This is a genomic window from Methylobacterium sp. CM6241, assembly GCF_054817845.1.
On the sequence record NZ_CM139246.1, the window covers coordinates 87501 to 111376 of the forward strand.

Genomic DNA, 23876 nt, shown 5'->3' on the forward strand with positions numbered 1-23876 from the left:
CCATTCCCGGAGAAGTTCGCGCTCATAGGGAAAGCTGCCGGCTTGCGTGGTTCGGGCACCGAGCAGGAAATTGATATCGCTCACGCGCTCATCGTTCGTCGCGATGCGCTGACCCCGTTGGTTCAACAGCGAATATCGCAGCCGAAAGGAGGGCGGAGTCGCATCGGTGACGACCCGCAGGCCGTATGGGAAATTGGCTCCGGGATTGGGGAAGCCCGCGAGATCCACGTCCAACACATCGATGACCAGTCGCTCGCCAGGAGCGAGGTAGGGGGATGCCGACTGCTCCATCAATCTGCGCAGCTCGGTGAGCGTCGCCTGGGGCCCAATCCCTGAACTGAACCGGTTGTTGGCATCGACGTAACGGTCGGGCTCGATGAAGCGTATCTCGACCGATCCGCCGGGTGCCGCGATCGCGGAGCCGGCAAAGCCGATCAGAACCAGGGCGAGCTTAACGAGGGCCGCTTGCAAGGTTCAGTACCCCCTCTTTACATCCGCCAATGCCCGCGTCAGTCCCTCGGCGATCCGCTCACGGACCGGCGGAGAGGCATCGCGTGCCACCACCACGTATTCCCGGCGCGACACCAGCGTCAGGGTCTGGAGGCCGTATTCCTCATCCTCGACCTTGGTCAGCTTGGTCCACAGGGGATTGAAGCGCCATTCGCGACGCTCGCCGCGATGGGTCACTCGGGCCAGCATCACCTCGATCGGCGAAATCATGACCTCTTCGAAGGAGCGCCCGCGCTTCAGGCTCGTCTTCAACGCCATGTAGAGCGCGATCATATCGAGACCGAAGAACCCGGCCACCGGCCAGAATCCGGCTTGAACGCAGGCGATGGACGTGACGAGGGAAGCCGCCCCGCATCCGATCATCACATTGCGGAAGCCGATATGGCTCAGCGATTGGTGCGGACGGATGGTGGCCTGGAAAACCGGGACGTCGACGCTGTTGGGGTCGAGCCCGTCGGGATGGGATGGGATCGTGTCGCGAACCATGTTGCCGCTCTCCATGGGACACATATAACCCACCAATGAAGAGCCGACAGTCGAAGCGCCCAAAGAAGTCCGCGACCGCGACGACATCACCCGCTCCGGGAGCTCCTCGGACAAGGAAGAAGATCGCCGCGACCATCACCGAGCCGCTCATTGCGAAAGTTGAGACGGCCCCCTCCCCTGTCGATGCCGCGACAGTCACCGAGATCTTCGCCCGGCTACGCGCCGCCAATCCGGAACCGAGGGCGGAGCTGGAATATCTCAACCCGTTCACGCTTCTGGTCGCGGTGGTGCTGTCGGCCCAGGCCACCGACAAAAGCGTGAACCTCGCCACCGCACCCCTCTTCGCCATTGCCGACACGCCGGCCGCAATGCTGGAATTGGGGGAAGAGCGCGTCCGCGCGTTCATCCGCACGATCGGACTGTTCAACACCAAGGCGAAGAACGTCATCGCACTGTCCCGCATCCTGGTGGACCAGCATGACGGGCAGGTCCCGGCTTCGCGAGAGCATCTCGAAATCCTACCGGGTGTCGGCACCAAGACCGCAAGCGTGGTGATGAACGTCGCCTTCGGAGTGCCTACCATCGCCGTCGACACCCACATCTTTCGGGTCTCGAATCGCATTCCCCTCGTCGTCGCGCCGACGACCGACAAGGTCCAGGCAGGTTTGGAAGCGATCGTGCCGGAGCCGTTCCGCCTGAACGCGCATCATTGGCTGATCCTGTTCGGACGTTACGTCTGCAAGGCGCGGCGCCCCGAATGCCCGACCTGCCTCATCGCCGACCTCTGTCGCTATCCCAGCAAGACCGTCGTCGCCTGAGGGGTTTGGCTCATCCATCGGCCGTGGGATTCGCGGGACTGCGTGGTCGCCCACCGCCATACACATCCGGCTCGCCCTGCAGGGCCGGGCTGCGGGCGGACGCGTTGTACTGCAAACCCGCTTCGGGTAGTTTGCGCCACGGTCGTCGAGGCTTTCGACAAACGATGTGTTCTCGCGGCCCGGTCTCAATCGAGACCGCCACGCCGCGGATTCCGCACATCGACTGTCCGAAGGAGTCACGGCCATGGACTTCCTCAAACCACGGTATACGCCTATGAACCGCCGCCGTCGCATCTACGAGGGCAAGGCGAAGGTCCTGTACGAAGGACCCGAGCCGGGAACGCTCATCCAGCATTTCAAGGATGATGCCACCGCCTTCAACGCGCAGAAGCACGAGGTCATCGACGGCAAGGGCGTGCTGAACAACCGGATTTCCGAGTTCGTTTTCCAGCACCTCAACGATATCGGCGTGCCGACCCACTTCATCCGCCGGCTCAACATGCGCGAGCAGCTGATCCGCGAAGTCGAGATCATTCCGCTCGAAGTCGTGGTGCGCAACGTCGCCGCCGGCTCGCTCGCCACCCGCCTCGGCCTCGAGGAAGGGACGCAGCTGCCGCGTTCGATCATCGAGTTCTACTACAAGAACGACGCGCTCAACGACCCGATGGTGTCGGAAGAGCACATCACCGCATTCGGCTGGGCGACGCCCCAGGAGATCGACGACATTATGGCCCTGGCCATCCGCGTCAACGACTTCCTGTCGGGCCTCTTCCTCGGCGTCGGCATCCGCCTCGTGGACTTCAAGATCGAGACCGGCCGCCTCTGGGAAGGCGACCTGATGCGCATCGTCGTGGCCGACGAGATCTCCCCGGATTCGTGCCGGCTGTGGGACATCAAGAGCCAGGACAAGCTCGACAAGGACCGGTTCCGCAAGGATCTCGGCGGCCTGATCGAGGCTTACACGGAAGTGGCCAAGCGTCTCGGCATCATGTCCGAGAACGAGAAGGTTCAGTCGGGCGGTCCACGCCTGGTTCAGTAGAAGCTTCTACCGGAACGGTATGAAAAAGGGGCCCCGCGCGAGCGGTGGCCCCTTTTTCCATGCGTGATCGATCGAAGCTCGTGGCCGAAGGCTACTGCGCCGCTTCGGGACTGGTCTCGGCCTGGGCGGCAGCCGGCGCGGCTTTGCGCTTGCGCTTTACCGCGGCCTTGCCCGGCGCTCCGTGAAGCGAGACGCCGATGTCGTAGCTCTCGCTCAAGGGGCGCGGGACCACGAGATTTTCCTCGATCACCGTGAACAGCCCCTGCGCCTCATTCGGCCCGATCGACACCGACACCTTGCGCGCCCTGGTCGCTATGATCTGGTCCCCGGCCTTGATGGTGAAATAGACCGGGGCCTCGAACCGACCCGGTCGGCCAGCTGGTCCGAGGAGGACCTGCCCCTCGACACCGACCTTCACGCTCACCGAGCCATCGGCCAGCCGCACGCATTCGCGGGCGAGTCGTCCCAAGGTGATCTGGCTGCGCAGGCCCGCATTGTCGTCGGCCCGGCCACCATAGCTGCGCAGGGCGGCACCGTTTTCCGCGACATCGACCGTGGGGCAATAGACCTCGCCGAGGTCGGCCGGCTGCGACGGCGGGACTGTGGTCCCGCCGTATTTCAGCATATTGGTGAACCAGTTGCCGTCCTCGGCCTTGGCTGACCAGGGCAGGAGGACCGCCATCAGGGCGATGCCTACCGTTTTCGCGCGTGTCCGCATCCTCAGATCCCGCTGAATTGCCGGCGCGGGGCGCCGGAACAGACCTATTTCAAGCTGGTGAACCCGTCGCCGAAGCCCTTCATCGAAAGGGGGATGCCGACCCCCTCCTCCGGGGTCTGGAACACGATGAACGTGGCCTGCACCCCGGCGCTGAACTGCTTGATGAGGTTCTCGTCCATGACCACCTCGGCGACGCAGCCAGTGGTGAGGCAGCGCACGAACCCGGCCCGCCCGACATCCGTCTTGTCGATCTTCAGCCCGAGGCCCGAGGGCAGCAGCACGCCGAGCGGTGCCACCACGCGCAGCAGGTACCCGCGATTGTCCGCTGTCTTGAGGACGATGACGACGAGGGTCAGGTTCGGCCTGTCCTCAGCCGCCAGATATTGGACCAGGGCGCATTGCTCGGCCTTCGCCCCCGCCGGCGTCTCGCAGCGAAGCTGCCAATCACCGAATGTGTTGCGGACCATGCCCTGCGCCTCGGCGCGGTCGCTCCCCGCCAGCATCGCACCGGCCAATCCAGCCAGGCAAAAGAGGCCGATCCGTGCGAGACGCCCCGCATCGGTCGCCCGCCCCTTGGCGACCCGCCTTGCGCGCCTCAGCATTCCTCGAAAACCCACGCGCCGATCCCTCTCGCCTCACCCCTTCTGGCCAGGGGCACCGGATGAAACCAGCGGTGTTCCGACCATGCGCGGCTATTCTGTGTCAAGCGTGACCACTAGTTTACGAACACGGACTATCGTTTCGCGGGAACACGCCCTAGTTCCGAGTGTAAAGCCACCAGTTCCAACGGACCGAGCCCATGCGATATCCTGCTACCGCCGCGTTCCTGATCCTTTCCAGTGCCTGTCTGGCCGGCGGCTCTTTCGCCGGCATTACTTCCGCCGCGGCTCAGTCGCTGCCGGTGGACGAGACCACCTATGTCGAGCGGTCCCTCAACCGCGACGGTCCGCTCGTGGTCGAGCATCGGCCGATCCGGCGCATGCCGGGCGGCCGCGTGAACAGCAATTCGGCCGAGATCGCCGGTTTCTGCCGTGATGGTGGATATGTCCGCCGCCTCGACGAGTTCGGCAACCCGACGATCCTGCGCCAGCGTGAGGTCTGCGACAGCGTCGCCCCTCGCACCATGCGACCGGGCGATGTCGACGCCCGCCCGACCTGGCCGGTCGAGCAGGTCGAGCGACGCCGGATCTTGCGCGCTCGCGGGTAGCCTCCCAGACCCGACGACGGACATCGTCCGCCTCGGATGGGTTCTCGCCAGTCCGTGTCCAGATTGGTTGCCAGTAAGCTACCATCCGTATGCGGTCGTATGAGTACGGAGCGAAAGCGGCGGCTCATGACGCGTGGTTTGCTGATCGCACGCGTCATACAGCGACATACTCTGGAAGCCGCCGCACGAAGCGCCTGCCAGGCTAAGACCGATGGGACCGGTCACACGGCTCGATGCCGCGCGAGCGCCATTAGCAGTTCGGCAGGCCGGGATGGCTTGCGAGCCAAGGTCGCCAGCAAGCCGAAATGCCGGGAGATCGCGGGATCCAGCCGGACGACCTTCAACCCTTTCCGCGTCTCGGGCAACGTAGATTCCGGTACGATGCCGCTGCCGAGCCCCTCTCGTATGAAGGCGATGGCGCTCGACCAGTCCCGAACCTCGATCCGAATATCCGCCAGCGACAGACCCGCTTGCTCGGCGAGCGTACGCGCATGATGATGGCACCCACCCGTAGCCAGGACGAACGGCTCGGCCACAAGCGTAGCGAGCGACAGTTTGCCATGTCGTCCGAAACGATGAGCCGCCGGCAAGACGCCGACCCACGCGTCCTCCCCAAGGGGAATCGCTTCGACGTCCCGCGGCGGGTTGAGAACAACCCCGAGATCGACGGCGCCACTCTCTAGCCACGTTTCAACCTCCCGGTCATCCGTCTCCAGGATGACGGTCTCGATGCCAGGATGTAGCGCGTGGAAGCGCCGCAGGAGCGGAGGTAAAACGGTCGCGATGACGCTGGGAAAAGCAGCGATCCGCAGCGATCCATGCTCTTGGCCGGCAGCCTCTCGCGCTTCGCGCCCGATCGCATCGAGATGTGCGCAGGCGGTCCGCGCATGTTCGAGCGCCCGCTCGCCGAATGCGGTCAACTCGACCCCTTGCCGCTGCCGCACGAGGAGCTTCATGTCGAGCGCCTCCTCGAGGGCGGCGAGCGCTTGGCTTAGGCCGGATTGGGTGATGCCCATGGCGGCCGCTGCCGCTGTGAAGCTGCCCGCTTCAGCGACAGCGATGAAGCCGCGGAGTTGGGTCAGGTTCATAGTAGCTCAGCTTATGAGACATTCTCTCCAATTAATTTCCCTTCACCAGAATCGCTAGTCAATGTCGAGTACGTTCCTCTTCTCGTCAGGCGATCCTATGAAGCTGTTCTTCGCACCCGGCACGTGCTCGTTCTCGCCGCACATCGTATTGCAGGAGTTGAATCTGTCCTACGATCTCGTGCGGGTGGACAATCGCACCAAGCGGACCTCGGAGGGCCGCGACTTCCTCGCCGTCAATCCGAAAGGATATGTCGCTGCGCTCGAACTCGATGATGGGGAGGTGCTAACGGAGGGACCGGCCATCGTTCAGTATCTGGCCGACCTCCGGCCGGAACTAGGTCTCGCGCCGGCGAACGGAACGCTGGAACGGGTCCGTCTGCAGGAATGGCTCAACTTCATCACGAGCGAGATCCACGCGGGTGCTGCGCCCCTGTTCAACCAGACCCTGCCCAAACCTGTACGAAGCACCTTCGAGACACGCCTTTTCAGGCGGCTCGATCTGATCGATGCGACATTGCTCAAGAAGGCATATCTCTTGGGCGACCGCTTTACGGTCGCGGATGCTTACCTCTACACGGTCCTCGGCTGGATGCCGGGCTTTTCGATCGACCTCATGCGTTGGCCGAGGATCGACGACTACCATAGCCGGATCGCGAGGCGACCATCGGTCGTCCGAGCTCATATGCGTGAAGCACAACTGTCGTCCGTTTCTTGATCCAAGCCAACTGTCTCCATGAGATTCCCGTACTCGTGGACCAAACACGGCTTCGTCGAGGACACGCATGGTAGGCGCACGCCCGACGGGATCCGCAATGCCCCGGATGTGCAGTGGGGATGGCATACGTTCGCTTGCGGACAGGTTTCGCGAACGCGCTCATCGGTTTTACGTTCGAAAATCCATGATGCTCCAAAGGTCTCCGCGAGGTGAAGCATCGGCTTGCCAATACGAACCTGCATCCGACGGTGCTTCACTGCCTCGAGACGCATTGGGGGCGGAGGCGGGTGGTACCAGATGCCGGTTCCGGACCGACGGGTGTCCGGTTGCGCCTCAGCCGTAGCGATGGAGGCTGGCGCCGTTGCGCTTGAGCCAGCACTCGGCCTCTTCCACATGCGGGCACAGGGATCCCACCAGGGACCAGAAGCGTGAGGAATGGTTCATCTCGCGCAGGTGGGCCATCTCGTGCGCCACGAGGTAATCGAGCACCAGGGGTGGCGCCAGGATCAGGCGCCATGAGAAGTTCAGCTCGCCGCGCGCGGTGCAGGATCCCCAGCGCGAGCGGGTGTCGCGGACGGTGATCCGTTTCGGCCCCTGCCCGAGCTTTTCCGTATACTGGGAGACCGACCGCGCGAGATCCTTGCGCACCTCCCGTTCGAGAAAATCCATGACACGGCGCGGCAGGTGGGGAGCTTCGCACGCCACGGAGAGCGCAGGTCCGTTCTCCGCCTCCGTCACGAGCGTTATCCCGCTGCGCTCGCTGCGATGGAGAATGCGATGAGGCACGCCGCGCAAGGGAAGCTCGGCCCCCGCCTCGAACGCCACCCGATCCGGAACCTTGGCGAGCCGCATGGCGATCCAGCCACCATGGCTCACCGCGAAAGTGCGGGCCACGGCCAGGGAGGTCCGCGCCGGCAAGGTCATCACCACCTCGCCGGTGGCGCTCGAGACGCGCAATGTCAGCCTGCGCGCCGTCGGGCGGCGGCGCAGGACGACACGGAACTTCACGCCCTCGTGGAGGATGTCGATATGGTCGGGATCGGACCCGCGCAGCAGGGCGACTCTCATCGGGTCAGCTTAACGGCAGCCTCCCGCCACCGCCATCTGTGCGTGGTTCACGTCCAGAACTTTCGCGCGCCCCGCCCGCATCACGCTGCCGGGCGTTCTTCGATGGCCGGAAGGGCCTGCATGTCGCGGATGAAGGAAGCGATCCTCGGCGCGATGATGGTGCGATAGCGCGAGCCATTGAACACCCCGTAATGCCCCACGCGTTCCTGCAGGTGATAAGCCTTGCGCTCGGGCGGCAGGTTCGGAGTCAGGTCGAGGGAGGCCTTGGTCTGCCCGACGCCGGAAATATCGTCGTTCTCGCCCTCGATGGCGAGGATCGCGCAGGTCCGGATGGCAGCAAGGTCCACTCGCTCGCCGCGATGGAGCATCTCACCCTTGGGCAGGGCGTGGTCCACGAAGACGGTCTTGACCGTCTGCAGGTAGAACTCGGCCGTGAGATCCATCACCGCTAGATACTCGTCGTAGAATTCTCGATGTTTCTCGGCGGAATCGCCGTCGCCGGTCACGAGATGGTCGAACATCTCGGTATGGGCGTTGACGTGGCGATCGAGGTTCATCGCCATGAAGCCGCCGAGCTGGAAGAAGCCGGGATAGACGCTCCGCAAGGCGCCCGGATACGTTAGCGGCACGATGGTGATGCAGTTGCGCTCGAACCATTCCGTGCCGCGCTCCTGCGCCAGGCCATTGACGGCGGTGGGCGACCGGCGGGTATCGATGGGGCCGCCCATAAGGGTCATTGAGCGCGGCACCGGCGTGATGCCCTGCGCCTCCATCAGTGCCACGGCAGCGAGCACCGGCACCGCCGGCTGACAGACGGCCATGACGTGAAGGTCCGGCCCGAGAGCGACGAAGATCTCCTTCAGGTAGTCGATATACGTGTCGAGATCGAACCGCCCGCTGGTGATCGGCACGAGGCGCGCATCCGTCCAGTCGGTGATGAAGACCTGATGGTTGGGGAGCATCGCCTCCACGGTTCCGCGCAGGAGCGTGGCGTAGTGCCCAGACATCGGCGCTACGATCAGGAGCTTGGGCTGCGGCTCGGAGGGACCGCGCGCGAACGAGCGGTCGAAGGTCAGGACCCGGCAGAACGGCTTTTCCCACACCACCCGTTCGCTCACCGGCACGCTGGCGCCGTCGATCCAGGTTCCGGTGAGCCCGAAGGCCGGCTTGGCATAACGGCGGGTTCCGCGCTCGAACATCTCGCAGGCGGCGGCCATGGACTTCGCGTAGGGCGAGTAGGCGAGCGGGTTGGCGGGATTCTGCAGGCTGTGCTTGACCATGTCCGCGGTGAGACGGGCCGGCGCCGTCATCATCCGCCCGAACTCATACCAGGTGTAGGCCAAGCTCATATCCGCCCCTCCTCGTCGTCCCGCGTCGCGTCGTCCCTCGCGACCGGGCGCGCTAGAGAACGCCGCGCGCCGGGAAACGTTCGGATCGACGCGTGTGCGAGGTGAGACCGCGCGGGGCATGATTGCGCAGGGACGGGTGCAATCGGAGGGCGAGCCATGGATTCCCGCCAGCCGAGCACTATCGTTGAGCAGACATGATCGACATGAGCACCAACGGCTTCGTTCGCGATGCCCGGCATCTCCGTCTCGACACTTTCGTGCGCCTGCGCTGGCTCGCGATCACCGGGCAGAGTGCGGCCGTGGTCGGCGCGCAATTCGGCCTTGGCCTGCCTCTGCCCTTCGGCTGGTGCTTCCTCGTCATCGCGGCGTCGTCCTGGCTGAATCTCGCCCTGAGGATCCGGTTTCCGGCGAGCTACCGTCTCAGCGACGATTCGGCGGCCCTGCTCCTCGCCTTCGACATCATTCAGCTCGCCGCCCTCCTGTTCCTCACCGGCGGCTTGCAGAACCCGTTCTCGCTGCTCTTCCTCGCCCCGGTCCTGATCTCGGCGACGGCCCTGCCGCCGGAGCGGACCCTGGCGCTCGGACTTCTCGCTGTGGGTCTCGCCACCATGCTGGCGCTGATCCACCGGCCATTGCCGTGGTTCGCGGACGGGCGGCTCGAACTCCCCTTCCTCTACGTCTCGGGGGTTTGGACGGCGATCCTCCTCGGCACCGCCTTCACCGGCGTCTATGCCTGGAAGGTCGCCGACGAGACGCGGCAGCTCGCGCAGGCCCTCGCGGCCACGGAACTCGTGCTGGCGCGGGAACAGCACCTGTCGCAGCTCGACGGGTTGGCGGCAGCGGCCGCGCATGAACTCGGCACGCCACTCGGCACGATCATGCTCGTCACCAAGGAACTCACGCGCCAGCTCGCCCCCACGGCGTCCCCCGCAGTGAAGGACGACCTCAACCTCCTGCGCGATCAGGTGGACCGCTGCCGCGGCATCCTGTCGAAACTGACATCCCTCGATGGCGACGAAGCCGGCATCCTCCAGACCGTCACGCTGAGCCATCTCGTGGAGGAACTGGTAGCGCCCCAGCGCGCCATGGGCATCGCGCTCGACGTCACCAGCCGTGGCGACGGGGTCGAACCTGCCTGCCGGCGTAATCCGGGGGTCCTGTTCGGGCTCGCCAACATCGTCGACAACGCCGTGGACTTCGCTACCAGCCGCGTCGTCATCGAAGCGCGCTGGACCCTCGACAGGGTCTCCCTGGAGATCAGCGACGACGGCCCGGGCTTCTCGAGCGAGATCCTGCTGAGGGCGGGCGAGCCCTATGTCACCACCCGCAGCCCCGACAAAACGCGTGGCGGGAACAGCGTCGGCGCCGGCCTCGGCCTTGGATTGTTCATTGCAAAGACACTGATCGAACGCTCCGGCGCACAGCTTACGCTCTCAAACGTATCCGGACACCAAGCAACCGGAGCCGTAGTCCGCGTATCCTGGGCGCGCCACATCTTCGAGCGTGACACGATTCCGAGGCGCGGTACCGAAATGAGCGCTCAGGTGCCCCTGACGGAACGCAGTACGGCCCCTATATAAGTTGCTAACAATTCGATCTTGGAAAATGGAGGAGCGTCAGATGCTGACGCAGAGTGGAAGTCCGGCGCCTGCCGCCGATGTGCTGCAGACTTCGGAATCCGATCCGCTGGCGGCTTTTTCCGACCGTTCGCTGCTGATCGTGGATGACGATCGGCCGTTCTCGACCCGCCTGGCGCGGGCGATGGAAGCGCGGGGCTACGACGTGCAGGTGGCCGAAAGCGTCGCCGAAGGCGTCTCGCTCGTCGAGAACCGCGCACCCGCATTCGCGGTCATCGACATGCGGCTCGGCGACGGCAACGGCCTCGATGTGATCGCGCGGCTGAAGGAGAAGCGCCCCGAAGCGCGGGGCGTCATCCTGACCGGCTACGGCAACATCGCCACCGCCGTAACGGCGGTGAAACTCGGCGCGTTCGACTATCTCGCTAAGCCGGCCGATGCGGACGAGATCCATGGTACGCTGATGGCCCAGCCGGGCGAGCGGGCCGACCCGCCGGAAAACCCGATGTCGGCCGATCGCGTGCGCTGGGAGCATATCCAGCGCGTCTACGAGTTGTGCGGCCGGAACGTCTCCGAGACTGCCCGCCGGCTCAACATGCATCGTCGCACGCTGCAGCGTATCCTGGCCAAGCGCGCGCCGCGCTGATCCAACCCCGACGACGGGCTCGGTGGCGTGATGTTGCGTGGAACCGGACCGGCGCTGTAAAGCACCGGTCTCCCGCCGCAATCGCTGCACCGGGGCCGACGGAGACGTATCCCCGTGAACACGCGCAACCTGATCACGATCGTCAGCATGATGGTGCTGGTGGGCACCGAAGTTTTCGCAGTGGCTATCGCTGCCGGCTGGGCATTGGCCGGTCTGTTCGATCTCGGCGACACCGTTGGCCATGTGCTGATGGTCCTGTTCAGTTCGATCGCCGCCTGGATCATGCTCCAGCTCTGGCGCCGGGCGGTGAGCATCGAACCGATTCGCAACGCCGCGCCCGCGGCACGCCGCTGATCGGGCGATACGCGTCGTATCTCGAACTCGGGTCCGCTCTGCGTCTCTCGCTGGACTGCGCACCACCGCTACGATGGCCCCGCCGCGTTGCATGGTCGGCATTTCCCGACTATCGCCTGACGGGCCGAGCCACAGCATCGAGTCCGAACCCATGAAAGCCCGCATCATCGTCACCCTGAAGACCGGCGTGCTCGACCCTCAGGGCAAGGCGATCGAAGCCGCGCTCTCGTCCTTCGGCATTTCAGGGATCGAAGGTGTCCGCCAGGGCAAGGTGTTCGATGTCGAGATCGCCGACACCGATCCTGCCAGCGCCGAAGCGATTCTGAAGAGCGCCTGCGAGAAGCTTCTGGCGAACACGGTCGTCGAGAATTACGAGATCGAGATCGTCTGATGCGCGCCGCGATCGTCGTCTTTCCCGGCTCCAACCGCGACGGTGACGTCGCCCGCGCCCTGCGCCTCGCCGGCGCGGAGGTGGTCAAGGTCTGGCACACCGATACGGCGCTTCCCGCCGGAACCGATCTCGCGGTCCTGCCCGGCGGCTTCTCTTACGGCGACTATCTCCGCTGTGGCGCCATTGCTGGCCGCGCAGCCGCCATGGACGCCGTTCGTGACCATGCCGCGCGCGGCGGACTGGTTCTCGGCATCTGCAACGGCTTCCAGATCTTGTGCGAATCGGGCCTGCTGCCCGGCGTGCTCATGCGCAACGTCGATCGGCGCTTCATCTGCCATCGCCAGATGCTGCGGGTGGAGCGCGCCGATACCCGCTTCACCTCGGCCTATACCAAGGGACAGGTGATCGACGTCTGCGTGGCGCATGGCGAGGGTAATTACTTCGCGGATCCCGAGACCATCTCCCGGCTCGAAGGCGAAGGCCGCGTGGCCTTCCGTTATGCCGATGCGGCTGGCGAGCTGACCGTGGATGCCAACCGCAATGGCTCGCTGAACTCCATCGCCGGCATCTACAGCGAAAAGCTCAACGTGCTCGGTATGATGCCCCACCCGGAGAACTTCGTCGAAGGTCTCATCGGCGGGGTCGACGGGCGCGGATTGTTCGAAAGCCTCGCGGCTTAGTGCGAGAGCCCCTCTCCCCTTTGCGGGAGAGGGTGCCTGCGAAGCAGGCGGGAGAGGGGAAGACTTCTTCCGAAGATGGCACTTCCCTGATCCGACCCGCCGGCGCGGGCCACCTTCTCCCGCACAGGAGAGAAGGAAGCGTCGCGCACTCAATGCCCGTCGAATTCCATCAGCGTCCGCACCGGAACGTCGAGGTCGCGAAGCTTCTGCGCTCCGCCGATCTCGGGCAGGTCGATGACGAAGCAGGCAGCCACCACCTCGGCGCCGATCTGGCGCAGCAGGTTCACCGCCGCGCAGGCCGTACCGCCGGTGGCGATGAGGTCGTCCACCAGCAGCACCTTGTCGCCCGGCTTGATGGCGTCCACGTGGATTTCCATCTCGTCGGTGCCGTATTCCAGCGCGTAGGCGATGGAGACGGTCTTGTGGGGCAGCTTGCCCTTCTTGCGGATCGGCACGAAGCCCGATGAGAGCTGATGCGCCACCGCGCCGCCGAGGATGAAGCCCCGCGCCTCGATTCCCGCCACCTGATCGATCCGCCCGCCCGCGAAAGGGTGGACGAGCGAATCCACGGCCCGGCGGAATGCGCGCGGGTCGCTCAGCAGCGTGGTGATGTCGCGAAAGACGATGCCGGGCTTCGGGTAATCCGGGATCGAGCGGATCGAATCCTTCAGCGCGGAGTGGCGGCGGGCTTCCATTCGGGTGGCTCTCTTCAGCAAATTCTGTCGCGGCTTAGATCAGATGCGGTGCCCCGGGACCAGAGGGGCATACCCGTCCGGTCGCCGATCCCGGCGCCGCATGGCGCCATCGCGGTCAGTGTTCCCCGCCCTCGCCCCCTTCTCGTGGACAGTTGGAACTGACTATGATGCGCCAGCGAGGTGAAACATGACGGATTTACTGGAGAAGGCGGTCGAAGCAGTCCGGCGGATGCCGCCTGCAGATCAGGACACGATTGCACAGGCCATCATCAGCATGACGGAGATCGGCGGCGCGGACGATATCGACCCGGACCATCTCCAAGACGTGCTGGACGCCATGGCGGAGGTCGGCCGCGGTGAATACGCCTCGGCCGAAGAAGTCTCAGCGGCTTTTCGGAGCTTCGAACGGTGAAGCTCCTCGTCTCCGCAACGGCCACGCGGAGGCTGCGAGAGATCGCGGATTATATCCATGCACGGCATCCCGCTGCCGCGCGAAGCGTCGGTAGGGCCATCGAAGATGCGTTCGACCTCGTCGGCCGCTATCCGGAGGTGGGGCGGCGTCTGCCGAAGCGCGTGCGCCGGTTCGCAGTGCCTCGCTTGCCCTATCTTATCTACTACACGGTCGACGAGCGCGCGGACGCGGTCGTCATCCTGACAGTCAGACACGGAGCCCGGCGCCCGAGCACATGACCTAGGCCCGGCTTCGCACCTTCAAGCGTTGGCGCGACGCAGGATCTTCACGAGGTCGCCGTGCAGGCTCTCGTTGCCGGCGGCCACCGAGCGGGCGGCAAGAGGCTCTGCGCCGCCATCCGCGCTGGTGACGAAGCCACCGGCCTCGCGCACCAGGATGATGCCGGCCGCGATGTCCCAGGTCTGCAGGTCACGCTCCCAGTAAAGGTCCGAGCGACCGCAGGCGACGTAGGCGAGATCGAGGGCGGCCGAGCCGAAGCGGCGGGCGCCGCCGGTCACCGCCATTACGGCCGCGACCTCGCGCAGGAGCTTCGGGTGGTCGCCGCGTCCGAGATAAGGCGAGCCATAAGCCACGAGGGCGTCGGCCATGTCCGTCCGGCCGGAGACGCGCAGGCGGCGGTTGTTGAGATAAGCGCCCTTCCCGCGTTCGGCCACGAACAGCTCGTCCTTGGCCGGATCGTAGATGACGCCGGCGACGATCTGGCCCTCGCGTTCGAGACCCACCGAGATCGCGAAATGGGGGATGCCGTGGAGGAAATTGGTGGTGCCATCGAGAGGGTCGACATGCCAGGTGTGGCTCTTGTCCTGCCCTTCGATGTTTCCCGATTCCTCAAGAATCAGGCCATAGCCGGGACGTGCCTTCATCAGGGCGTCGCGCAGGACCTCCTCAGCCTTGCGGTCGGCGGCGGAGACGAAGTTGCCGGGGCCCTTGCGCGAAACTTGGAGGTTCTCGATCTCGCCATAGTCACGCTTGAGGCCGCGGGCGGCCTTGCGGACGGCGTCGACCATGACGGTCATGAGGGGTGAGCTGATCATCGATGCAAAGGTCCGGGTCGATTCAAAGAACGGTCTCGCGCGGCCATAGCATGTTTGCGGCGCGTCTCACCCCTCGCCGATGCGGGGCAGAAGAGAAACGCGCGCAGGCTCTCATGGATGCCGAATTGACACTTGCCCGCGTTGCGCGGGCTTACTCCACCTTCATCCGCGCCTCAGCCAGTCGCTCGGCCCGGCTTCGCTCTTCGGCGGTGAGGCCGGCAAGGGTCTCGTCCAGCTTCGGGTCGGAGCGCCCCTGGGCTGCGGCGGCGAGATTCCAGGCAGCCGCCTCGACAGGGTTCTTCTGGATACCCCGTCCCAGGGCATAGAGGATGGCCACGCGATTCTGCGCGATGGCGTTGCCGCGCGACGCGGCGTGGAGGAAGTAGCGGGCCGCGCGGGCCTCGTCCTTCTCGACGCCGATGCCGTTGAACAGCAGGATCGCGAACTCGACCTCGCCGGCGAGATCGCCGTTATCGGCCGCGCGCCGGAACCACTCGGCCGCCTGTTTGGGATCCTTCGGTACTCCCCTCCCCTGGAGGTAGAGCACGCCAAGATCGTGCTGCGCCGGACCGATCTCGCCCTCGGCCGCCTTTCGGAACAACTCGGCGGCCTTGGCCTCGTCCGGCTCAGTTCCCGTCCCGATCAGGATCAGGGCGAGGTTGTAGGCGGCAGTGGTGTCGCCCTTGAGGGAGGCCTGTTCGAGCCAGCGTCGCCCGGCTTTCGGATCTTTCGTGCCGCCACGGCCATCGATCGACATCAGGCCGAGAGAGGCCATGGCGTGGGTGTCGCCCTGGTTGGCGGCGAGGCGATACCATTCCGCCGCCTTCACCGGGTCCTGCTTCACACCGAGGCCCTGGTTGTAGAGCTCGCCGAGCAGCGTCATCGCCGCGGCGTCCTTATTGTCGGCGGCGATCCGCTTCGTCGCCTCGCGGAAGGCGGTGGTATATTGCCCGCGCTGGTAAGCGCCGAACGCGATATCCGGCTCCGTCTTCGAGCGGGGTGGCACGGCGCCAGCCGCGCCGATGGAATACGGGGTCGGGAGGTCCCGCAGCTGCCCCTTCAGAGTTTCCTTGGGACGAGATGTCAGGGATTGCGGCACGGCCGGATCGGTCGGCATCACCTTCGGCGCTTCTGCCAAGGCGGCGGACGACCAAGCCTCGGCCATGGCGAGAGCGAGGGCGAGCTTGCGAAGCGCCCTCACGTATCAGCCTCCGAAGCTGCGACCTGTGCCTGGATGGCGCGGATATCAGCCCCTTCTCCCATCCACAGATGGCTCTCGAGCCCGAGGAATTCCGCTCCCGTCGCCAGCAGCCCCTCCACCTGTGCGAGGTCATGGGCAACGGCGATGCACGGTGTCTCGAAGATCTCGACCCACCATTGCGCGCGCTCACGCACGGTATCGGCATCGGGTGCGATCCCGTCCGAGTAGATCCCCCCGAACATCACGTAATCGACACCGGCCTCGCCAGCCTCCATGGCCGCATGCTTCTGCTCATGCCCGCCGGCCCCGAGGATGCGACCGTCGCTGAGGCGTTCGCGCAGATCCTGCAGGGCACCATCCCGCGCCTTGTCAAGGTGAACGCCGTCCGCCCCGCCCCGCGCGGCCACGCTGACGACATCGCCGGCGAAGTCGGAGACCGTGATGACCAGGGCGGCGCCGGTCGACTGCGCCGCCGGAGCGAGGCGCTTGACGAGGTTCACGAGGCTGCGCTCGTCGGCCGGGGCGAGCCGCAGGAGCACCGCCGCCACGTCTCCGGCCGCACAGGCGGCGGTCAGCGCTTCGGCGAGGGCATCGGCCCGGTCGGAATCCACCCGATGGGGAGACAGCAGGGCGAGGCGGGTGCGGGGTTCGGCCATTCTTCTCGTCCTAACAGCATCATCCCGAGACGCGTGCTCCGCGTCTCGGGGACAGGCGATGCGAGATCACCGCGTCACGGCATGGTTCCGGATGCGGACCGGCCCCATGATACAGGGGCTCAGGCCGCGCCGATCTTCGGGTCGAGCGAGCCGTTGGCATAGCGCTTGGCCATCTCGGAGACCGAGATCGGGCGGATCTTCGAGCCCTGGCCGGCGGTGCCGAACTCCTCGAAACGCTGGCGACAGAGCTTCGTCATCGCGTCCATGGCGGGCTTCAGATACTTGCGCGGGTCGAACTCGGCCGGGTTCTCGGTGAGCACTTTCCGGATCTGGCCGGTCATGGCCATGCGGTTGTCGGTGTCGATGTTGATCTTGCGCACGCCGTGCTTGATGCCGCGCTGGATCTCGGCCACCGGCACGCCCCAGGTCGGCTTCATCTGGCCGCCATAGGAATTGATGATGTCCTGCAGGTCCTGCGGCACCGAGGAGGAGCCGTGCATGACGAGGTGGGTCGTCGGCAGGCGGCGGTGGATCTCCTCGATCACGTTCATGGCCAGCACGTCGCCATCGGGCTGGCGGGTGAACTTATAGGCACCGTGGCTCGTGCCCATGGCGACGGCGAGCGCGTCGACCTTGGTGGCGGTGACGAACTTCACCGCCTCTTCCGGGTCGGTGAGGAGCTGGTCGTGGCTCAGCACGCCCTCGGCGCCGTGGCCGTCCTCGGCCTCGCCCTGGCCGCTCTCCAGCGAACCTAGCACGCCGAGCTCGCCCTCCACCGAGACGCCGGCCCAATGGGCCATGCGGGTGACGTTGCCGGTGATCTCGACATTGTAGGCGTAGTCGGCGGGGGTCTTGCCGTCGGCCTTCAGGGAGCCATCCATCATCACCGAGGTGAAGCCGTACTGGATGGCGGTGGCGCAGGTGGCTTCGTTGTTGCCGTGGTCGAGATGCATGCAGACGGGGATGTGGGGATAGATCTCCACGAGGCCGTCGATGAGCTTGGCCAGAACCACGTCATTGGCATAGGCGCGCGCGCCCCTGCTCGCCTGCAGGATCACCGGCGAATCGGTGGCATCGGCTGCCGCCATGATGGCCAGCCCCTGCTCCATGTTGTTCAAATTGAAGGCCGGCACGCCGTATTCGTATTCGGCGGCGTGATCCAGGAGCTGCCTCAGGGTGATGCGTGCCATTGGTGTCTCCTCAAACGATGGGGCCGACGCAATGGGCCGCCATCCACTGAAATATGTCTGCCTTGTCGGACCTTACCGGGTCCGTCGCAACTCCATCCCGAAGCCTTCGGCGACAGAACGCTGTGTCGTCATCCCAAAATCCGACCCAAACACCTCATCCTCAGGTGCCGAAGCGGAGCGAAGACCTCGAAGGAGCCCTCCAGTTCGCCCGGAGGATGCCGGAGCCCTCCTTCGAGGCCCGCTGCCGCGGGCGCCTCAGCGCGAGGTGATGAGACCTGGGATGGAACCGGTCACCCCTTGACGCGCAGGGCCTCGACGCCGGGCAGGACCTTGCCTTCCAGCCATTCGAGGAACGCACCACCGGCGGTGGATACGTAGGAGAAATCGTCGGCGACGCCGGCATGGTTGAGGGCGGCCACCGTGTCGCCGCCGCCCGCCACCGAGACGAGCTTGCCGGCCTTGGTGCGTTCGGCCGCGTGGCGCGCCGCCGCCACCGTCGCGGCGTCGAAGGGCGTCAGTTCGAAGGCGCCGAGAGGGCCGTTCCAGACCAGGGTCGCAGCCTCGTCGATGGCGGCATCGATCTCGGCGACCGAGGCCGGGCCGGCATCGAGGATCATGCCGGTCTCCGACACGGCGTCGACACCCACGGTCTCATGCGCCGCGTTGGCTTTGAACTCGGCCGCGACCACCGCGTCGACCGGCAGGATGATGCGGCACTTGGCGGCTGCAGCAGCGTCGAGGATGCGGAGCGCCGTCTCGGCGAGATCCTTTTCACACAAGGACTTGCCGACGGCTTTCCCTTGGGCGTGCAGGAAGGTGTTGGCCATGCCGCCGCCGATGACGAGCATGTCCACCTTGGCGACGAGGTTCTGCAGGAGATCGATCTTCGACGACACCTTGGCGCCGCCGACCAGAGCGATGACCGGCCGTGTCGGCGACTCGAGCCCCTTGGTCAGGGCGTCGAGCTCCGCCTGCATCAGCCGGCCGGCATAGGCCGGCAGTACATGGGCGAGGCCCTCGGTCGAGGCATGGGCGCGATGCGCGGCCGAGAAGGCCTCGTTGACGAAGACGTCGCCGTTGGCGGCGAGCGCCGCCACGAAATCGGCCTCGTTCTTCTCTTCGCCGGCGTGGAAGCGGGTGTTCTCCAGGAGGAGGACGTCGCCATCCTTCAGCGCCGACACGGCCGACGACGCCGTCTCCCCGATGCAATCCTCCGCAAAGGCGACCGGGCGGCCGAGATGCTGGGATAGCGCGGAGACCACCTGCCTGAGCGAATCGGCCACCACCGGCTTGCCTTTGGGGCGACCGAAATGCGCCAGGAGCACCACGCGCCCGCCGCCATCGGCGATCTCCCGGATCGTCGGGACGATCCTTTCGATGCGGGTCGCGTCGGTGACGCGCTCCCCCTCCATCGGCACGTTCAGGTCGACGCGGAGCAGTACGCGCTTGCCCTGAAGAGAGCCGGCATCGTCGAGGGTGCGGAAAGCGGTCATCCTGGCCTTCAATGTCGTTGAGGAAACTATCAGCGCGGAGGGAGAAGCCCGTCGAGATGGAAGCGCTGTGCGGCGATGGTCAACGCCACGGTGAGCACGGCCGTGATGACCGCGGTCAGCACCAGCGCGCCGGAACCGGGCAACCGGCGGGTCCTGTCGGCGACGGCGCGGACTTCGCTTCGCAGGGCGGCCAGATCGGATTGGCGCGCCGCCTCACTCATGCGAGTGGTCGCACCTTCGATCTTCTCCTCCACGCGGGAGAGCAGAGCCTCGGAGCGGGCGTACTTGTCCTCGATCCGCGCGCACTTGTCCTCGATCCGCGCGAGTTGATCGCTGCCGGGCGAGGAGGACACAGGCTCGGCCTTGCCGACGACGGCGGGCGGTGTCGCCTTCTGGTTGGCGATGGCCTGGGTCTCGGGCACGATACCGGTCGACGGGGGCGGATTATTCTCGAGTGGCTTGTTCTCGAGCGGCTTGGCGCCCGGGATGAAGGTGTTTCCGGTGGACGGGGTCGGCGAAGGCTCGGTCATTTCAGACGCACCGTTGCTGGTCGATCACAGGATATCGTTGGCGAGGCTTGTCGGGCGGCCCGAAGGCCGCCCCGGAGCGCCGCTCTCAGAGCAGCTTGCCCATCGCCACGGCCGTGTCGGCCATGCGGTTCGAGAAGCCCCACTCGTTGTCGTACCAGGACAGGATACGCACGAACGTGCCGTCCATCACCTTGGTCTGGTCGAGGTGGAACGTGGACGAGTGAGGATCGTGGTTGAAGTCGATGGAGACGTTGGGCTGGTCGGTATAGGCCAGCACGCCCTTCAACGGACCATCGGCTGCGGCGCGGATCGCGTTGTTGATCTCCTCGACGGAGGTCTGGCGCTTGGCGGTGAACACGAGGTCGACCGCCGAAACGTTGGGGGTCGGCACGCGGATCGAGGTTCCGTCGAGCTTGCCCTTCAGCTCCGGCAGGACGAGGCCGACGGCCTTGGCGGCCCCCGTGGAAGTCGGGATCATCGACAGCGCGGCGGCACGGGCCCGGTACAGGTCCTTGTGCATCTGGTCGAGGGAGGGCTGATCGTTGGTGTAGGAATGGATCGTCGTCATGAAGCCGCGCTCGATCCCGACGAGATCGTTGAGCACCTTCGCCACCGGCACGAGGCAGTTGGTGGTGCAGGAGGCGTTCGAGATGACGAGGTGGTCGGCTGTCAGCTTGTCGTGGTTGACGCCGTAGACCACGGTCAGGTCGGCACCGTCAGCGGGGGCCGAGACGATGACGCGCTTGGCGCCAGCATCGAGATGGGCCTTGGCCTTGTCCTTCGAGGTGAAGATGCCGGTGCATTCGAGGGCGATGTCGACGCCGAGCTCGCGGTGCGGCAGCTCGGCCGGGTTGCGCACGGCCGTGACCTTGATGCGCTGACCGTCGACGACGATGAACTCGCCATCCACTTCGACCTTGGCGTTGAAACGGCCGTGGATGGAGTCGAAGCGCAGCAGGTGGGCATTGGTCTCGACGGGGCCGAGATCGTTGATCGCGACGACTTCGATATCCTTGCGGCCGGCCTCGTGGATGGCGCGCAGGATGTTGCGGCCGATGCGTCCGAACCCGTTGATGGCAACCTTCACCGACACGGCGTGAATCCTTCTATGTACCGGGCGCCGACCTCGCGGAACCCGTAAGCAGCAAGAGCGAGACAGCGGGCCGGAGGGGCGGAGCCGCCATTCGGCGTCGCTGTGTCATGTGCACCGTTGAACGTCAGATGAACCGCATCGCCCGTCCTCGACCCCTCATGCGCCCATGAATGGACCGATGCGGGAACGAGTATTGAACGGGTCACGGGCTCGAATTCCCAATCTGACGGTCGGTTCGAGGAGCGCGCGGTCTCTAACATGAGGGAAACCGCTGGCAAAGGTTTTGCCTGATCGATTCGTTCTCCTTCCCCGCATATGATGGCAAAGCAGCGATTTCGCGCGCGTATCGGTAGCGATTTGGCTACAAATCCGATTTTCCGAAACAAGTGGACGGGCAGATCCATGACCCGGCGGAAGGTACAACGATGACCCCGACGCCCGAGCGGCCGAACGTCGACCACGCCCTTGCCCGGCTGGAGACGGCCCTGACCCGGCTGGAAGCGTCGGTGACCCATCGCCTCGAAGCCGAGCGCGAGCCCGGCGACCTGGAGACGGAACTCGCGATCATGGCGGAGGACCGGGCGCGCCTCGCGGCGGAGCTCGACGCTGCCAGCGCCCGCCTCGCCACGGTGGAGGCGACGACCAGCGATGTCGGCCACCGCCTCGGCCGGGCGATCGAAGCGGTGGAGGGCGTGCTGGCCCATCCCCGCGCCGCGCGTTAAACCCGCCTCTCTCACACCAACCCTATCGGACATGCCTCAGATCAGCGTCACCATCGACGGCAAGAGCTACCGGATGGCCTGCGCCGAAGGCGAAGAGGCGCATCTCTCGGCGCTGGCCGCGGAACTCGACACCCGCGTGACCGGGATGCGGAAATCCTTCGGCGAGATCGGCGACATGCGTCTTCACGTCATGGCCGCCCTGACTCAGGCGGACGAATTGGCGGAACTGAAGCGCCGTCTCGCAGACCTCGAGACAGAGACGGCGGCCCTCCGGGACCGCGTCGAGAGTGCGGATTCCCTCCGTGCCGAAGAGGAGGCTCGCATCGCAGACGGGCTCGGCCGTGCGGCGGACCGGATCGAGCGTCTGGCTCACGCGCTGGCGGCGGGATGAGGGCCTCTGGCGCATGATTGCGCGCGCTCCCCCCTGGCGCCCACGGCCGGCCGACGCTACATGAGTGATGCGGTGCTGCGGGGTTCGTCAGGAGTACTTTTCCCCGGGGCCTTATCGACTCCCCAGGGAGCTGTCCCTGGCCCTGTCCCTGGACTTGGCCAACACGGCGCCCACCTACACTGTAGGTTTCCCGGGATCGCAACTCCAACGGCTCACGTGGCTCCGCACTCTGATTTCCCCGCCCTGAAGGCCGCTCTTCGCAAGGATGCCCTCGCCTGCCGCGATGGCCTCGACCCCGAGACTCGCCGGGTCGGCGGATTACGGATCGCCGAGAGCGTGATGCAGGTCGAGCCCCTCGCCCAGGCTCCCATCGTCGGTGCCTTCTGGGCGATCCGCAGCGAAGTCGATCCCCTCCCTCTCATCGGGATGCTGTTCGCGCGCGGCCAGCGAGTCGCCCTGCCGAAGGTGACGCCGGAGGGCCTCGTCTTCCGCGAATGGCGCGCCGGTGAGGCGCTGGTTCCGGGTTCCTTCGGTCTCAGCGAACCGCGCGACGACCTCCCCCCCCTCGATCCTACCGCCCTCATCGTTCCGCTCGCCGCCTTCGACCGGCGCGGGCACCGCATCGGCTACGGACGCGGCTATTACGATCAGGCCATCGACCGGCTCTCCCGCAACGGCCCCGTCCTGACGATCGGTATCGCCTTTTCCGTGCAAGAGGTGGAGCACGTGCCCTCCGAGCCGCACGACCAACCCCTCGACCACCTCATTACGGAAGCGGGACCGGTTCCGCTCGTCCGGGACTGACAGCGACGCATGCGACTTCTCTTCCTCGGCGATGTAGTGGGCCGCCCCGGCCGCAATGCGGTGATGGACCGGCTGCCAAAGCTGCGTGAGCGCTGGCGCCTCGATTGTGTGGTCATCAACGGCGAGAACGCGGCCGGCGGCTTCGGCATCACCGAGGCGATCTGCGACGAACTCCTCCAGGCGGGCGCCGATGCGGTGACGCTGGGCAACCATTCCTTCGACCAGCGCGAAGCCCTCGTCTTCATCCAGCGGCAGACGCGCCTCGTCCGCCCGGCGAACTATCCGCCTGGCACGCCGGGACGCGGCGCCACCGTGGTGGAGACGCGGGGCGGCGCCCGCGTCCTCGTTCTCAACGTCATGGGCCGCATCTACATGGATGCGCTGGACGATCCCTTCGCCTCCGCCGAACGCGAACTCTCCGCCTGCCCCCTCGGCGAGGTGGCGGACGCCGTCATCGTCGATGTCCATGCCGAGGCCACCAGCGAGAAGCAGGCTTTCGGCCACTTCCTCGATGGCCGCGCCAGCCTCGTCGTCGGCACCCATACGCACACGCCCACCGCCGACCACCGCATTCTCCCCGGCGGCACCGCCTACCTGTCCGATGCGGGCATGTGCGGCGATTACGATTCGATTCTCGGCATGCAGAAGGACGAGCCCATGAGGCGCTTCCTGCAGAAGACCCCCGGCGCGCGCCTGGAAGCGGCGCAGGGTAAGGGCACATTAAGCGGGATCGCCGTCGAGACCGACAATGCCACGGGGCTCGCCACCATGGTCTCGGCAGTACGCCTCGGGCCTCATCTGGAAGAAACTTGGCCTCGCGCCTGGGATTAACCCTGTTGAGCTGGTGATGAGTTTCGCGGCGGCTTGATCGTGCGGTGGCATGAAGCCAATGTGCGGGCACATTCGCCCCGCCCGTTTTATGCCCCAGCGCAGAAGAGTCCCAGACAAC

The 23876-nt window shown here is 65.8% G+C and carries 30 protein-coding genes and 1 other RNA gene (1 of these 31 only partly in view); 16 read left to right on the plus strand and 15 right to left on the minus strand.

Going from position 1 to position 23876, the window contains the following annotated elements:
- Both ACYQR9_RS00375 and ACYQR9_RS00380 read right to left on the minus strand, forming a co-directional pair.
- Nucleotides 1-471 carry the 5' portion of a DUF3016 domain-containing protein gene (locus ACYQR9_RS00375; RefSeq protein ID WP_207412287.1) on the minus strand. 42 nt of this gene lie to the left of the window's left edge, so 471 of the gene's 513 nt are visible here — the first part of the coding sequence; its start codon is at nucleotides 469-471; its stop codon lies beyond the left edge, outside the window.
- Nucleotides 472-474: 3 nt separating this feature from the next.
- On the minus strand, nucleotides 475-1011 hold the full coding sequence (locus tag ACYQR9_RS00380; RefSeq protein WP_461228340.1) for a DUF2244 domain-containing protein: 537 nt from the start codon (nucleotides 1009-1011) through the stop codon (nucleotides 475-477).
- 20 nt (nucleotides 1012-1031) lie between these two features.
- Between ACYQR9_RS00380 and nth the strand changes: the two genes are divergently transcribed.
- The gene (gene nth / locus ACYQR9_RS00385) at nucleotides 1032-1814 is read left to right on the plus strand and encodes an endonuclease III (protein ID WP_461222390.1); all 783 of its coding nucleotides are present in this window, start codon (nucleotides 1032-1034) and stop codon (nucleotides 1812-1814) included.
- 244 nt (nucleotides 1815-2058) lie between these two features.
- Complete coding sequence (gene purC, locus ACYQR9_RS00390; protein ID WP_026175628.1) at nucleotides 2059-2853, plus strand: phosphoribosylaminoimidazolesuccinocarboxamide synthase; 795 nt, start codon at nucleotides 2059-2061, stop codon at nucleotides 2851-2853.
- Between the two features lie 91 nt (nucleotides 2854-2944).
- On the opposite strand, the gene ACYQR9_RS00395 is transcribed toward purC, so the two are convergent.
- Together ACYQR9_RS00395 and ACYQR9_RS00400 are read right to left on the minus strand one after the other, a co-directional pair.
- A complete protein-coding gene (locus ACYQR9_RS00395) occupies nucleotides 2945-3571 on the minus strand; it encodes a hypothetical protein (protein WP_461228341.1) in 627 nt (208 codons plus the stop codon).
- Between the two features lie 44 nt (nucleotides 3572-3615).
- Nucleotides 3616-4074: an invasion associated locus B family protein gene (locus tag ACYQR9_RS00400; RefSeq protein WP_056434711.1), complete on the minus strand. Its 459-nt coding sequence runs from the start codon at nucleotides 4072-4074 to the stop codon at nucleotides 3616-3618.
- A 296-nt stretch (nucleotides 4075-4370) separates the two neighbouring features.
- Between ACYQR9_RS00400 and ACYQR9_RS00405 the strand changes: the two genes are divergently transcribed.
- The gene (locus ACYQR9_RS00405; protein ID WP_056434305.1) at nucleotides 4371-4778 is read left to right on the plus strand and encodes a hypothetical protein; all 408 of its coding nucleotides are present in this window, start codon (nucleotides 4371-4373) and stop codon (nucleotides 4776-4778) included.
- Between the two features lie 221 nt (nucleotides 4779-4999).
- On the opposite strand, the gene ACYQR9_RS00410 is transcribed toward ACYQR9_RS00405, so the two are convergent.
- Nucleotides 5000-5866 carry a LysR family transcriptional regulator gene (locus tag ACYQR9_RS00410; protein ID WP_461228342.1) on the minus strand — a complete coding sequence of 289 codons (867 nt, stop codon included), beginning with the start codon at nucleotides 5864-5866 and terminating at the stop codon, nucleotides 5000-5002.
- A gap of 97 nt (nucleotides 5867-5963) precedes the next feature.
- On the opposite strand from ACYQR9_RS00410, the gene gstA reads away from it, so the two are divergent.
- Entirely contained in the window at nucleotides 5964-6581 is a 618-nt protein-coding gene (gene gstA, locus ACYQR9_RS00415; protein WP_207412282.1) for a glutathione transferase GstA, read from the plus strand.
- A 333-nt stretch (nucleotides 6582-6914) separates the two neighbouring features.
- On the opposite strand, the gene ACYQR9_RS00420 is transcribed toward gstA, so the two are convergent.
- Together ACYQR9_RS00420 and ACYQR9_RS00425 are read right to left on the minus strand one after the other, a co-directional pair.
- Complete coding sequence (locus ACYQR9_RS00420) at nucleotides 6915-7649, minus strand: M48 family metallopeptidase (RefSeq protein ID WP_461228343.1); 735 nt, start codon at nucleotides 7647-7649, stop codon at nucleotides 6915-6917.
- A gap of 80 nt (nucleotides 7650-7729) precedes the next feature.
- Nucleotides 7730-8998, minus strand: coding sequence for a polyhydroxyalkanoate depolymerase (locus ACYQR9_RS00425; RefSeq protein ID WP_056434310.1), 1269 nt, complete (start codon nucleotides 8996-8998; stop codon nucleotides 7730-7732).
- A gap of 194 nt (nucleotides 8999-9192) precedes the next feature.
- Between ACYQR9_RS00425 and ACYQR9_RS00430 the strand changes: the two genes are divergently transcribed.
- From ACYQR9_RS00430 to purQ, 5 genes are all read left to right on the plus strand, one after another.
- Nucleotides 9193-10578, plus strand: coding sequence for an ActS/PrrB/RegB family redox-sensitive histidine kinase (locus tag ACYQR9_RS00430; RefSeq protein WP_056434312.1), 1386 nt, complete (start codon nucleotides 9193-9195; stop codon nucleotides 10576-10578).
- A 40-nt stretch (nucleotides 10579-10618) separates the two neighbouring features.
- Entirely contained in the window at nucleotides 10619-11221 is a 603-nt protein-coding gene (locus ACYQR9_RS00435) for an ActR/PrrA/RegA family redox response regulator transcription factor (RefSeq protein ID WP_056434713.1), read from the plus strand.
- A gap of 114 nt (nucleotides 11222-11335) precedes the next feature.
- A complete protein-coding gene (locus ACYQR9_RS00440) occupies nucleotides 11336-11575 on the plus strand; it encodes a hypothetical protein (RefSeq protein ID WP_056434314.1) in 240 nt (79 codons plus the stop codon).
- 151 nt (nucleotides 11576-11726) lie between these two features.
- Nucleotides 11727-11966 (plus strand): phosphoribosylformylglycinamidine synthase subunit PurS, encoded by a 240-nt coding sequence (purS, locus tag ACYQR9_RS00445; protein WP_056434316.1) that lies wholly within the window; start codon nucleotides 11727-11729, stop codon nucleotides 11964-11966.
- Nucleotides 11966-12646, plus strand: a complete 681-nt coding sequence (gene purQ / locus ACYQR9_RS00450) for a phosphoribosylformylglycinamidine synthase subunit PurQ (RefSeq protein ID WP_207412279.1) — start codon at nucleotides 11966-11968, stop codon at nucleotides 12644-12646. Before purS ends, purQ begins: the two co-directional genes overlap by 1 nt.
- A 149-nt stretch (nucleotides 12647-12795) precedes the next feature.
- Here purQ and ACYQR9_RS00455 read toward each other — a convergent pair whose 3' ends face one another.
- Nucleotides 12796-13341 carry an adenine phosphoribosyltransferase gene (locus ACYQR9_RS00455; protein WP_027170828.1) on the minus strand — a complete coding sequence of 182 codons (546 nt, stop codon included), beginning with the start codon at nucleotides 13339-13341 and terminating at the stop codon, nucleotides 12796-12798.
- A 187-nt stretch (nucleotides 13342-13528) separates the two neighbouring features.
- Between ACYQR9_RS00455 and ACYQR9_RS00460 the strand changes: the two genes are divergently transcribed.
- Together ACYQR9_RS00460 and ACYQR9_RS00465 are read left to right on the plus strand one after the other, a co-directional pair.
- Entirely contained in the window at nucleotides 13529-13753 is a 225-nt protein-coding gene (locus ACYQR9_RS00460) for a hypothetical protein (RefSeq protein ID WP_056434318.1), read from the plus strand.
- On the plus strand, nucleotides 13750-14031 hold the full coding sequence (locus ACYQR9_RS00465) for a type II toxin-antitoxin system RelE/ParE family toxin (RefSeq protein ID WP_461228344.1): 282 nt from the start codon (nucleotides 13750-13752) through the stop codon (nucleotides 14029-14031). Before ACYQR9_RS00460 ends, ACYQR9_RS00465 begins: the two co-directional genes overlap by 4 nt.
- 21 nt (nucleotides 14032-14052) lie before the next feature.
- Here the strand turns inward: ACYQR9_RS00465 and ACYQR9_RS00470 are convergent, their stop codons facing one another.
- The 7 genes from ACYQR9_RS00470 to gap form a co-directional block, all read right to left on the minus strand.
- Nucleotides 14053-14847, minus strand: a complete 795-nt coding sequence (locus ACYQR9_RS00470) for an inositol monophosphatase family protein (RefSeq protein WP_056434322.1) — start codon at nucleotides 14845-14847, stop codon at nucleotides 14053-14055.
- A gap of 151 nt (nucleotides 14848-14998) precedes the next feature.
- The gene (locus tag ACYQR9_RS00475; protein WP_461229697.1) at nucleotides 14999-16012 is read right to left on the minus strand and encodes a tetratricopeptide repeat protein; all 1014 of its coding nucleotides are present in this window, start codon (nucleotides 16010-16012) and stop codon (nucleotides 14999-15001) included.
- A gap of 32 nt (nucleotides 16013-16044) precedes the next feature.
- Nucleotides 16045-16704 carry a thiamine phosphate synthase gene (locus ACYQR9_RS00480; protein WP_207412276.1) on the minus strand — a complete coding sequence of 220 codons (660 nt, stop codon included), beginning with the start codon at nucleotides 16702-16704 and terminating at the stop codon, nucleotides 16045-16047.
- 119 nt (nucleotides 16705-16823) lie between these two features.
- A complete protein-coding gene (gene fba / locus ACYQR9_RS00485) occupies nucleotides 16824-17894 on the minus strand; it encodes a class II fructose-bisphosphate aldolase (protein WP_056434328.1) in 1071 nt (356 codons plus the stop codon).
- 290 nt (nucleotides 17895-18184) lie between these two features.
- The gene (locus ACYQR9_RS00490) at nucleotides 18185-19387 is read right to left on the minus strand and encodes a phosphoglycerate kinase (RefSeq protein WP_461228345.1); all 1203 of its coding nucleotides are present in this window, start codon (nucleotides 19385-19387) and stop codon (nucleotides 18185-18187) included.
- 29 nt (nucleotides 19388-19416) lie between these two features.
- Entirely contained in the window at nucleotides 19417-19917 is a 501-nt protein-coding gene (locus ACYQR9_RS00495) for a hypothetical protein (protein ID WP_311276245.1), read from the minus strand.
- An 85-nt stretch (nucleotides 19918-20002) separates the two neighbouring features.
- Nucleotides 20003-21010 carry a type I glyceraldehyde-3-phosphate dehydrogenase gene (gene gap, locus ACYQR9_RS00500; RefSeq protein WP_056434335.1) on the minus strand — a complete coding sequence of 336 codons (1008 nt, stop codon included), beginning with the start codon at nucleotides 21008-21010 and terminating at the stop codon, nucleotides 20003-20005.
- Between the two features lie 425 nt (nucleotides 21011-21435).
- On the opposite strand from gap, the gene ACYQR9_RS00505 reads away from it, so the two are divergent.
- The 5 genes from ACYQR9_RS00505 (at nucleotide 21436) to ACYQR9_RS00525 (ending at nucleotide 23758) form a co-directional block, all read left to right on the plus strand.
- Nucleotides 21436-21732, plus strand: a complete 297-nt coding sequence (locus tag ACYQR9_RS00505; RefSeq protein ID WP_461228346.1) for a DUF4164 domain-containing protein — start codon at nucleotides 21436-21438, stop codon at nucleotides 21730-21732.
- A 31-nt stretch (nucleotides 21733-21763) separates the two neighbouring features.
- Nucleotides 21764-22123, plus strand: coding sequence for a cell division protein ZapA (locus ACYQR9_RS00510; protein WP_056434337.1), 360 nt, complete (start codon nucleotides 21764-21766; stop codon nucleotides 22121-22123).
- Nucleotides 22124-22192: 69 nt separating this feature from the next.
- Nucleotides 22193-22350, plus strand: a non-coding RNA gene (ssrS, locus tag ACYQR9_RS00515) — 6S RNA.
- A complete protein-coding gene (locus tag ACYQR9_RS00520; RefSeq protein ID WP_461228347.1) occupies nucleotides 22340-22927 on the plus strand; it encodes a 5-formyltetrahydrofolate cyclo-ligase in 588 nt (195 codons plus the stop codon). Before ssrS ends, ACYQR9_RS00520 begins: the two co-directional genes overlap by 11 nt.
- A gap of 9 nt (nucleotides 22928-22936) precedes the next feature.
- Complete coding sequence (locus tag ACYQR9_RS00525) at nucleotides 22937-23758, plus strand: TIGR00282 family metallophosphoesterase (protein WP_461228348.1); 822 nt, start codon at nucleotides 22937-22939, stop codon at nucleotides 23756-23758.
- Nucleotides 23759-23876 lie beyond the last annotated feature (118 nt).

What these genes read in the sequence shown, in the direction of transcription:
- ACYQR9_RS00505 (WP_461228346.1), top strand. Translation starts at nt 21,436, where the DNA reads ATGACCCCGACGCCCGAGCGGCCGAACGTCGACCACGCCCTTGCCCGG.
- ACYQR9_RS00510 (WP_056434337.1), top strand. Translation starts at nt 21,764, where the DNA reads ATGCCTCAGATCAGCGTCACCATCGACGGCAAGAGCTACCGGATGGCC.
- ACYQR9_RS00405 (WP_056434305.1), top strand. Translation starts at nt 4,371, where the DNA reads ATGCGATATCCTGCTACCGCCGCGTTCCTGATCCTTTCCAGTGCCTGT.
- ACYQR9_RS00525 (WP_461228348.1), top strand. Translation starts at nt 22,937, where the DNA reads ATGCGACTTCTCTTCCTCGGCGATGTAGTGGGCCGCCCCGGCCGCAAT.
- ACYQR9_RS00420 (WP_461228343.1), bottom strand. Translation starts at nt 7,649, where the DNA reads ATGAGAGTCGCCCTGCTGCGCGGGTCCGATCCCGACCATATCGACATC.
- ACYQR9_RS00395 (WP_461228341.1), bottom strand. Translation starts at nt 3,571, where the DNA reads ATGCGGACACGCGCGAAAACGGTAGGCATCGCCCTGATGGCGGTCCTC.
- ACYQR9_RS00460 (WP_056434318.1), top strand. Translation starts at nt 13,529, where the DNA reads ATGACGGATTTACTGGAGAAGGCGGTCGAAGCAGTCCGGCGGATGCCG.
- ACYQR9_RS00410 (WP_461228342.1), bottom strand. Translation starts at nt 5,866, where the DNA reads ATGAACCTGACCCAACTCCGCGGCTTCATCGCTGTCGCTGAAGCGGGC.
- ACYQR9_RS00435 (WP_056434713.1), top strand. Translation starts at nt 10,619, where the DNA reads ATGCTGACGCAGAGTGGAAGTCCGGCGCCTGCCGCCGATGTGCTGCAG.
- nth (WP_461222390.1), top strand. Translation starts at nt 1,032, where the DNA reads ATGAAGAGCCGACAGTCGAAGCGCCCAAAGAAGTCCGCGACCGCGACG.
- fba (WP_056434328.1), bottom strand. Translation starts at nt 17,894, where the DNA reads ATGGCACGCATCACCCTGAGGCAGCTCCTGGATCACGCCGCCGAATAC.
- ACYQR9_RS00490 (WP_461228345.1), bottom strand. Translation starts at nt 19,387, where the DNA reads ATGACCGCTTTCCGCACCCTCGACGATGCCGGCTCTCTTCAGGGCAAG.
- ACYQR9_RS00475 (WP_461229697.1), bottom strand. Translation starts at nt 16,012, where the DNA reads ATGGCCGAGGCTTGGTCGTCCGCCGCCTTGGCAGAAGCGCCGAAGGTG.
- ACYQR9_RS00430 (WP_056434312.1), top strand. Translation starts at nt 9,193, where the DNA reads ATGATCGACATGAGCACCAACGGCTTCGTTCGCGATGCCCGGCATCTC.
- ACYQR9_RS00495 (WP_311276245.1), bottom strand. Translation starts at nt 19,917, where the DNA reads ATGACCGAGCCTTCGCCGACCCCGTCCACCGGAAACACCTTCATCCCG.
- gstA (WP_207412282.1), top strand. Translation starts at nt 5,964, where the DNA reads ATGAAGCTGTTCTTCGCACCCGGCACGTGCTCGTTCTCGCCGCACATC.
- purS (WP_056434316.1), top strand. Translation starts at nt 11,727, where the DNA reads ATGAAAGCCCGCATCATCGTCACCCTGAAGACCGGCGTGCTCGACCCT.
- ACYQR9_RS00400 (WP_056434711.1), bottom strand. Translation starts at nt 4,074, where the DNA reads ATGCTGGCGGGGAGCGACCGCGCCGAGGCGCAGGGCATGGTCCGCAAC.
- ACYQR9_RS00425 (WP_056434310.1), bottom strand. Translation starts at nt 8,998, where the DNA reads ATGAGCTTGGCCTACACCTGGTATGAGTTCGGGCGGATGATGACGGCG.
- purQ (WP_207412279.1), top strand. Translation starts at nt 11,966, where the DNA reads ATGCGCGCCGCGATCGTCGTCTTTCCCGGCTCCAACCGCGACGGTGAC.
- ACYQR9_RS00470 (WP_056434322.1), bottom strand. Translation starts at nt 14,847, where the DNA reads ATGATCAGCTCACCCCTCATGACCGTCATGGTCGACGCCGTCCGCAAG.
- ACYQR9_RS00380 (WP_461228340.1), bottom strand. Translation starts at nt 1,011, where the DNA reads ATGGAGAGCGGCAACATGGTTCGCGACACGATCCCATCCCATCCCGAC.
- purC (WP_026175628.1), top strand. Translation starts at nt 2,059, where the DNA reads ATGGACTTCCTCAAACCACGGTATACGCCTATGAACCGCCGCCGTCGC.
- ACYQR9_RS00480 (WP_207412276.1), bottom strand. Translation starts at nt 16,704, where the DNA reads ATGGCCGAACCCCGCACCCGCCTCGCCCTGCTGTCTCCCCATCGGGTG.
- ACYQR9_RS00455 (WP_027170828.1), bottom strand. Translation starts at nt 13,341, where the DNA reads ATGGAAGCCCGCCGCCACTCCGCGCTGAAGGATTCGATCCGCTCGATC.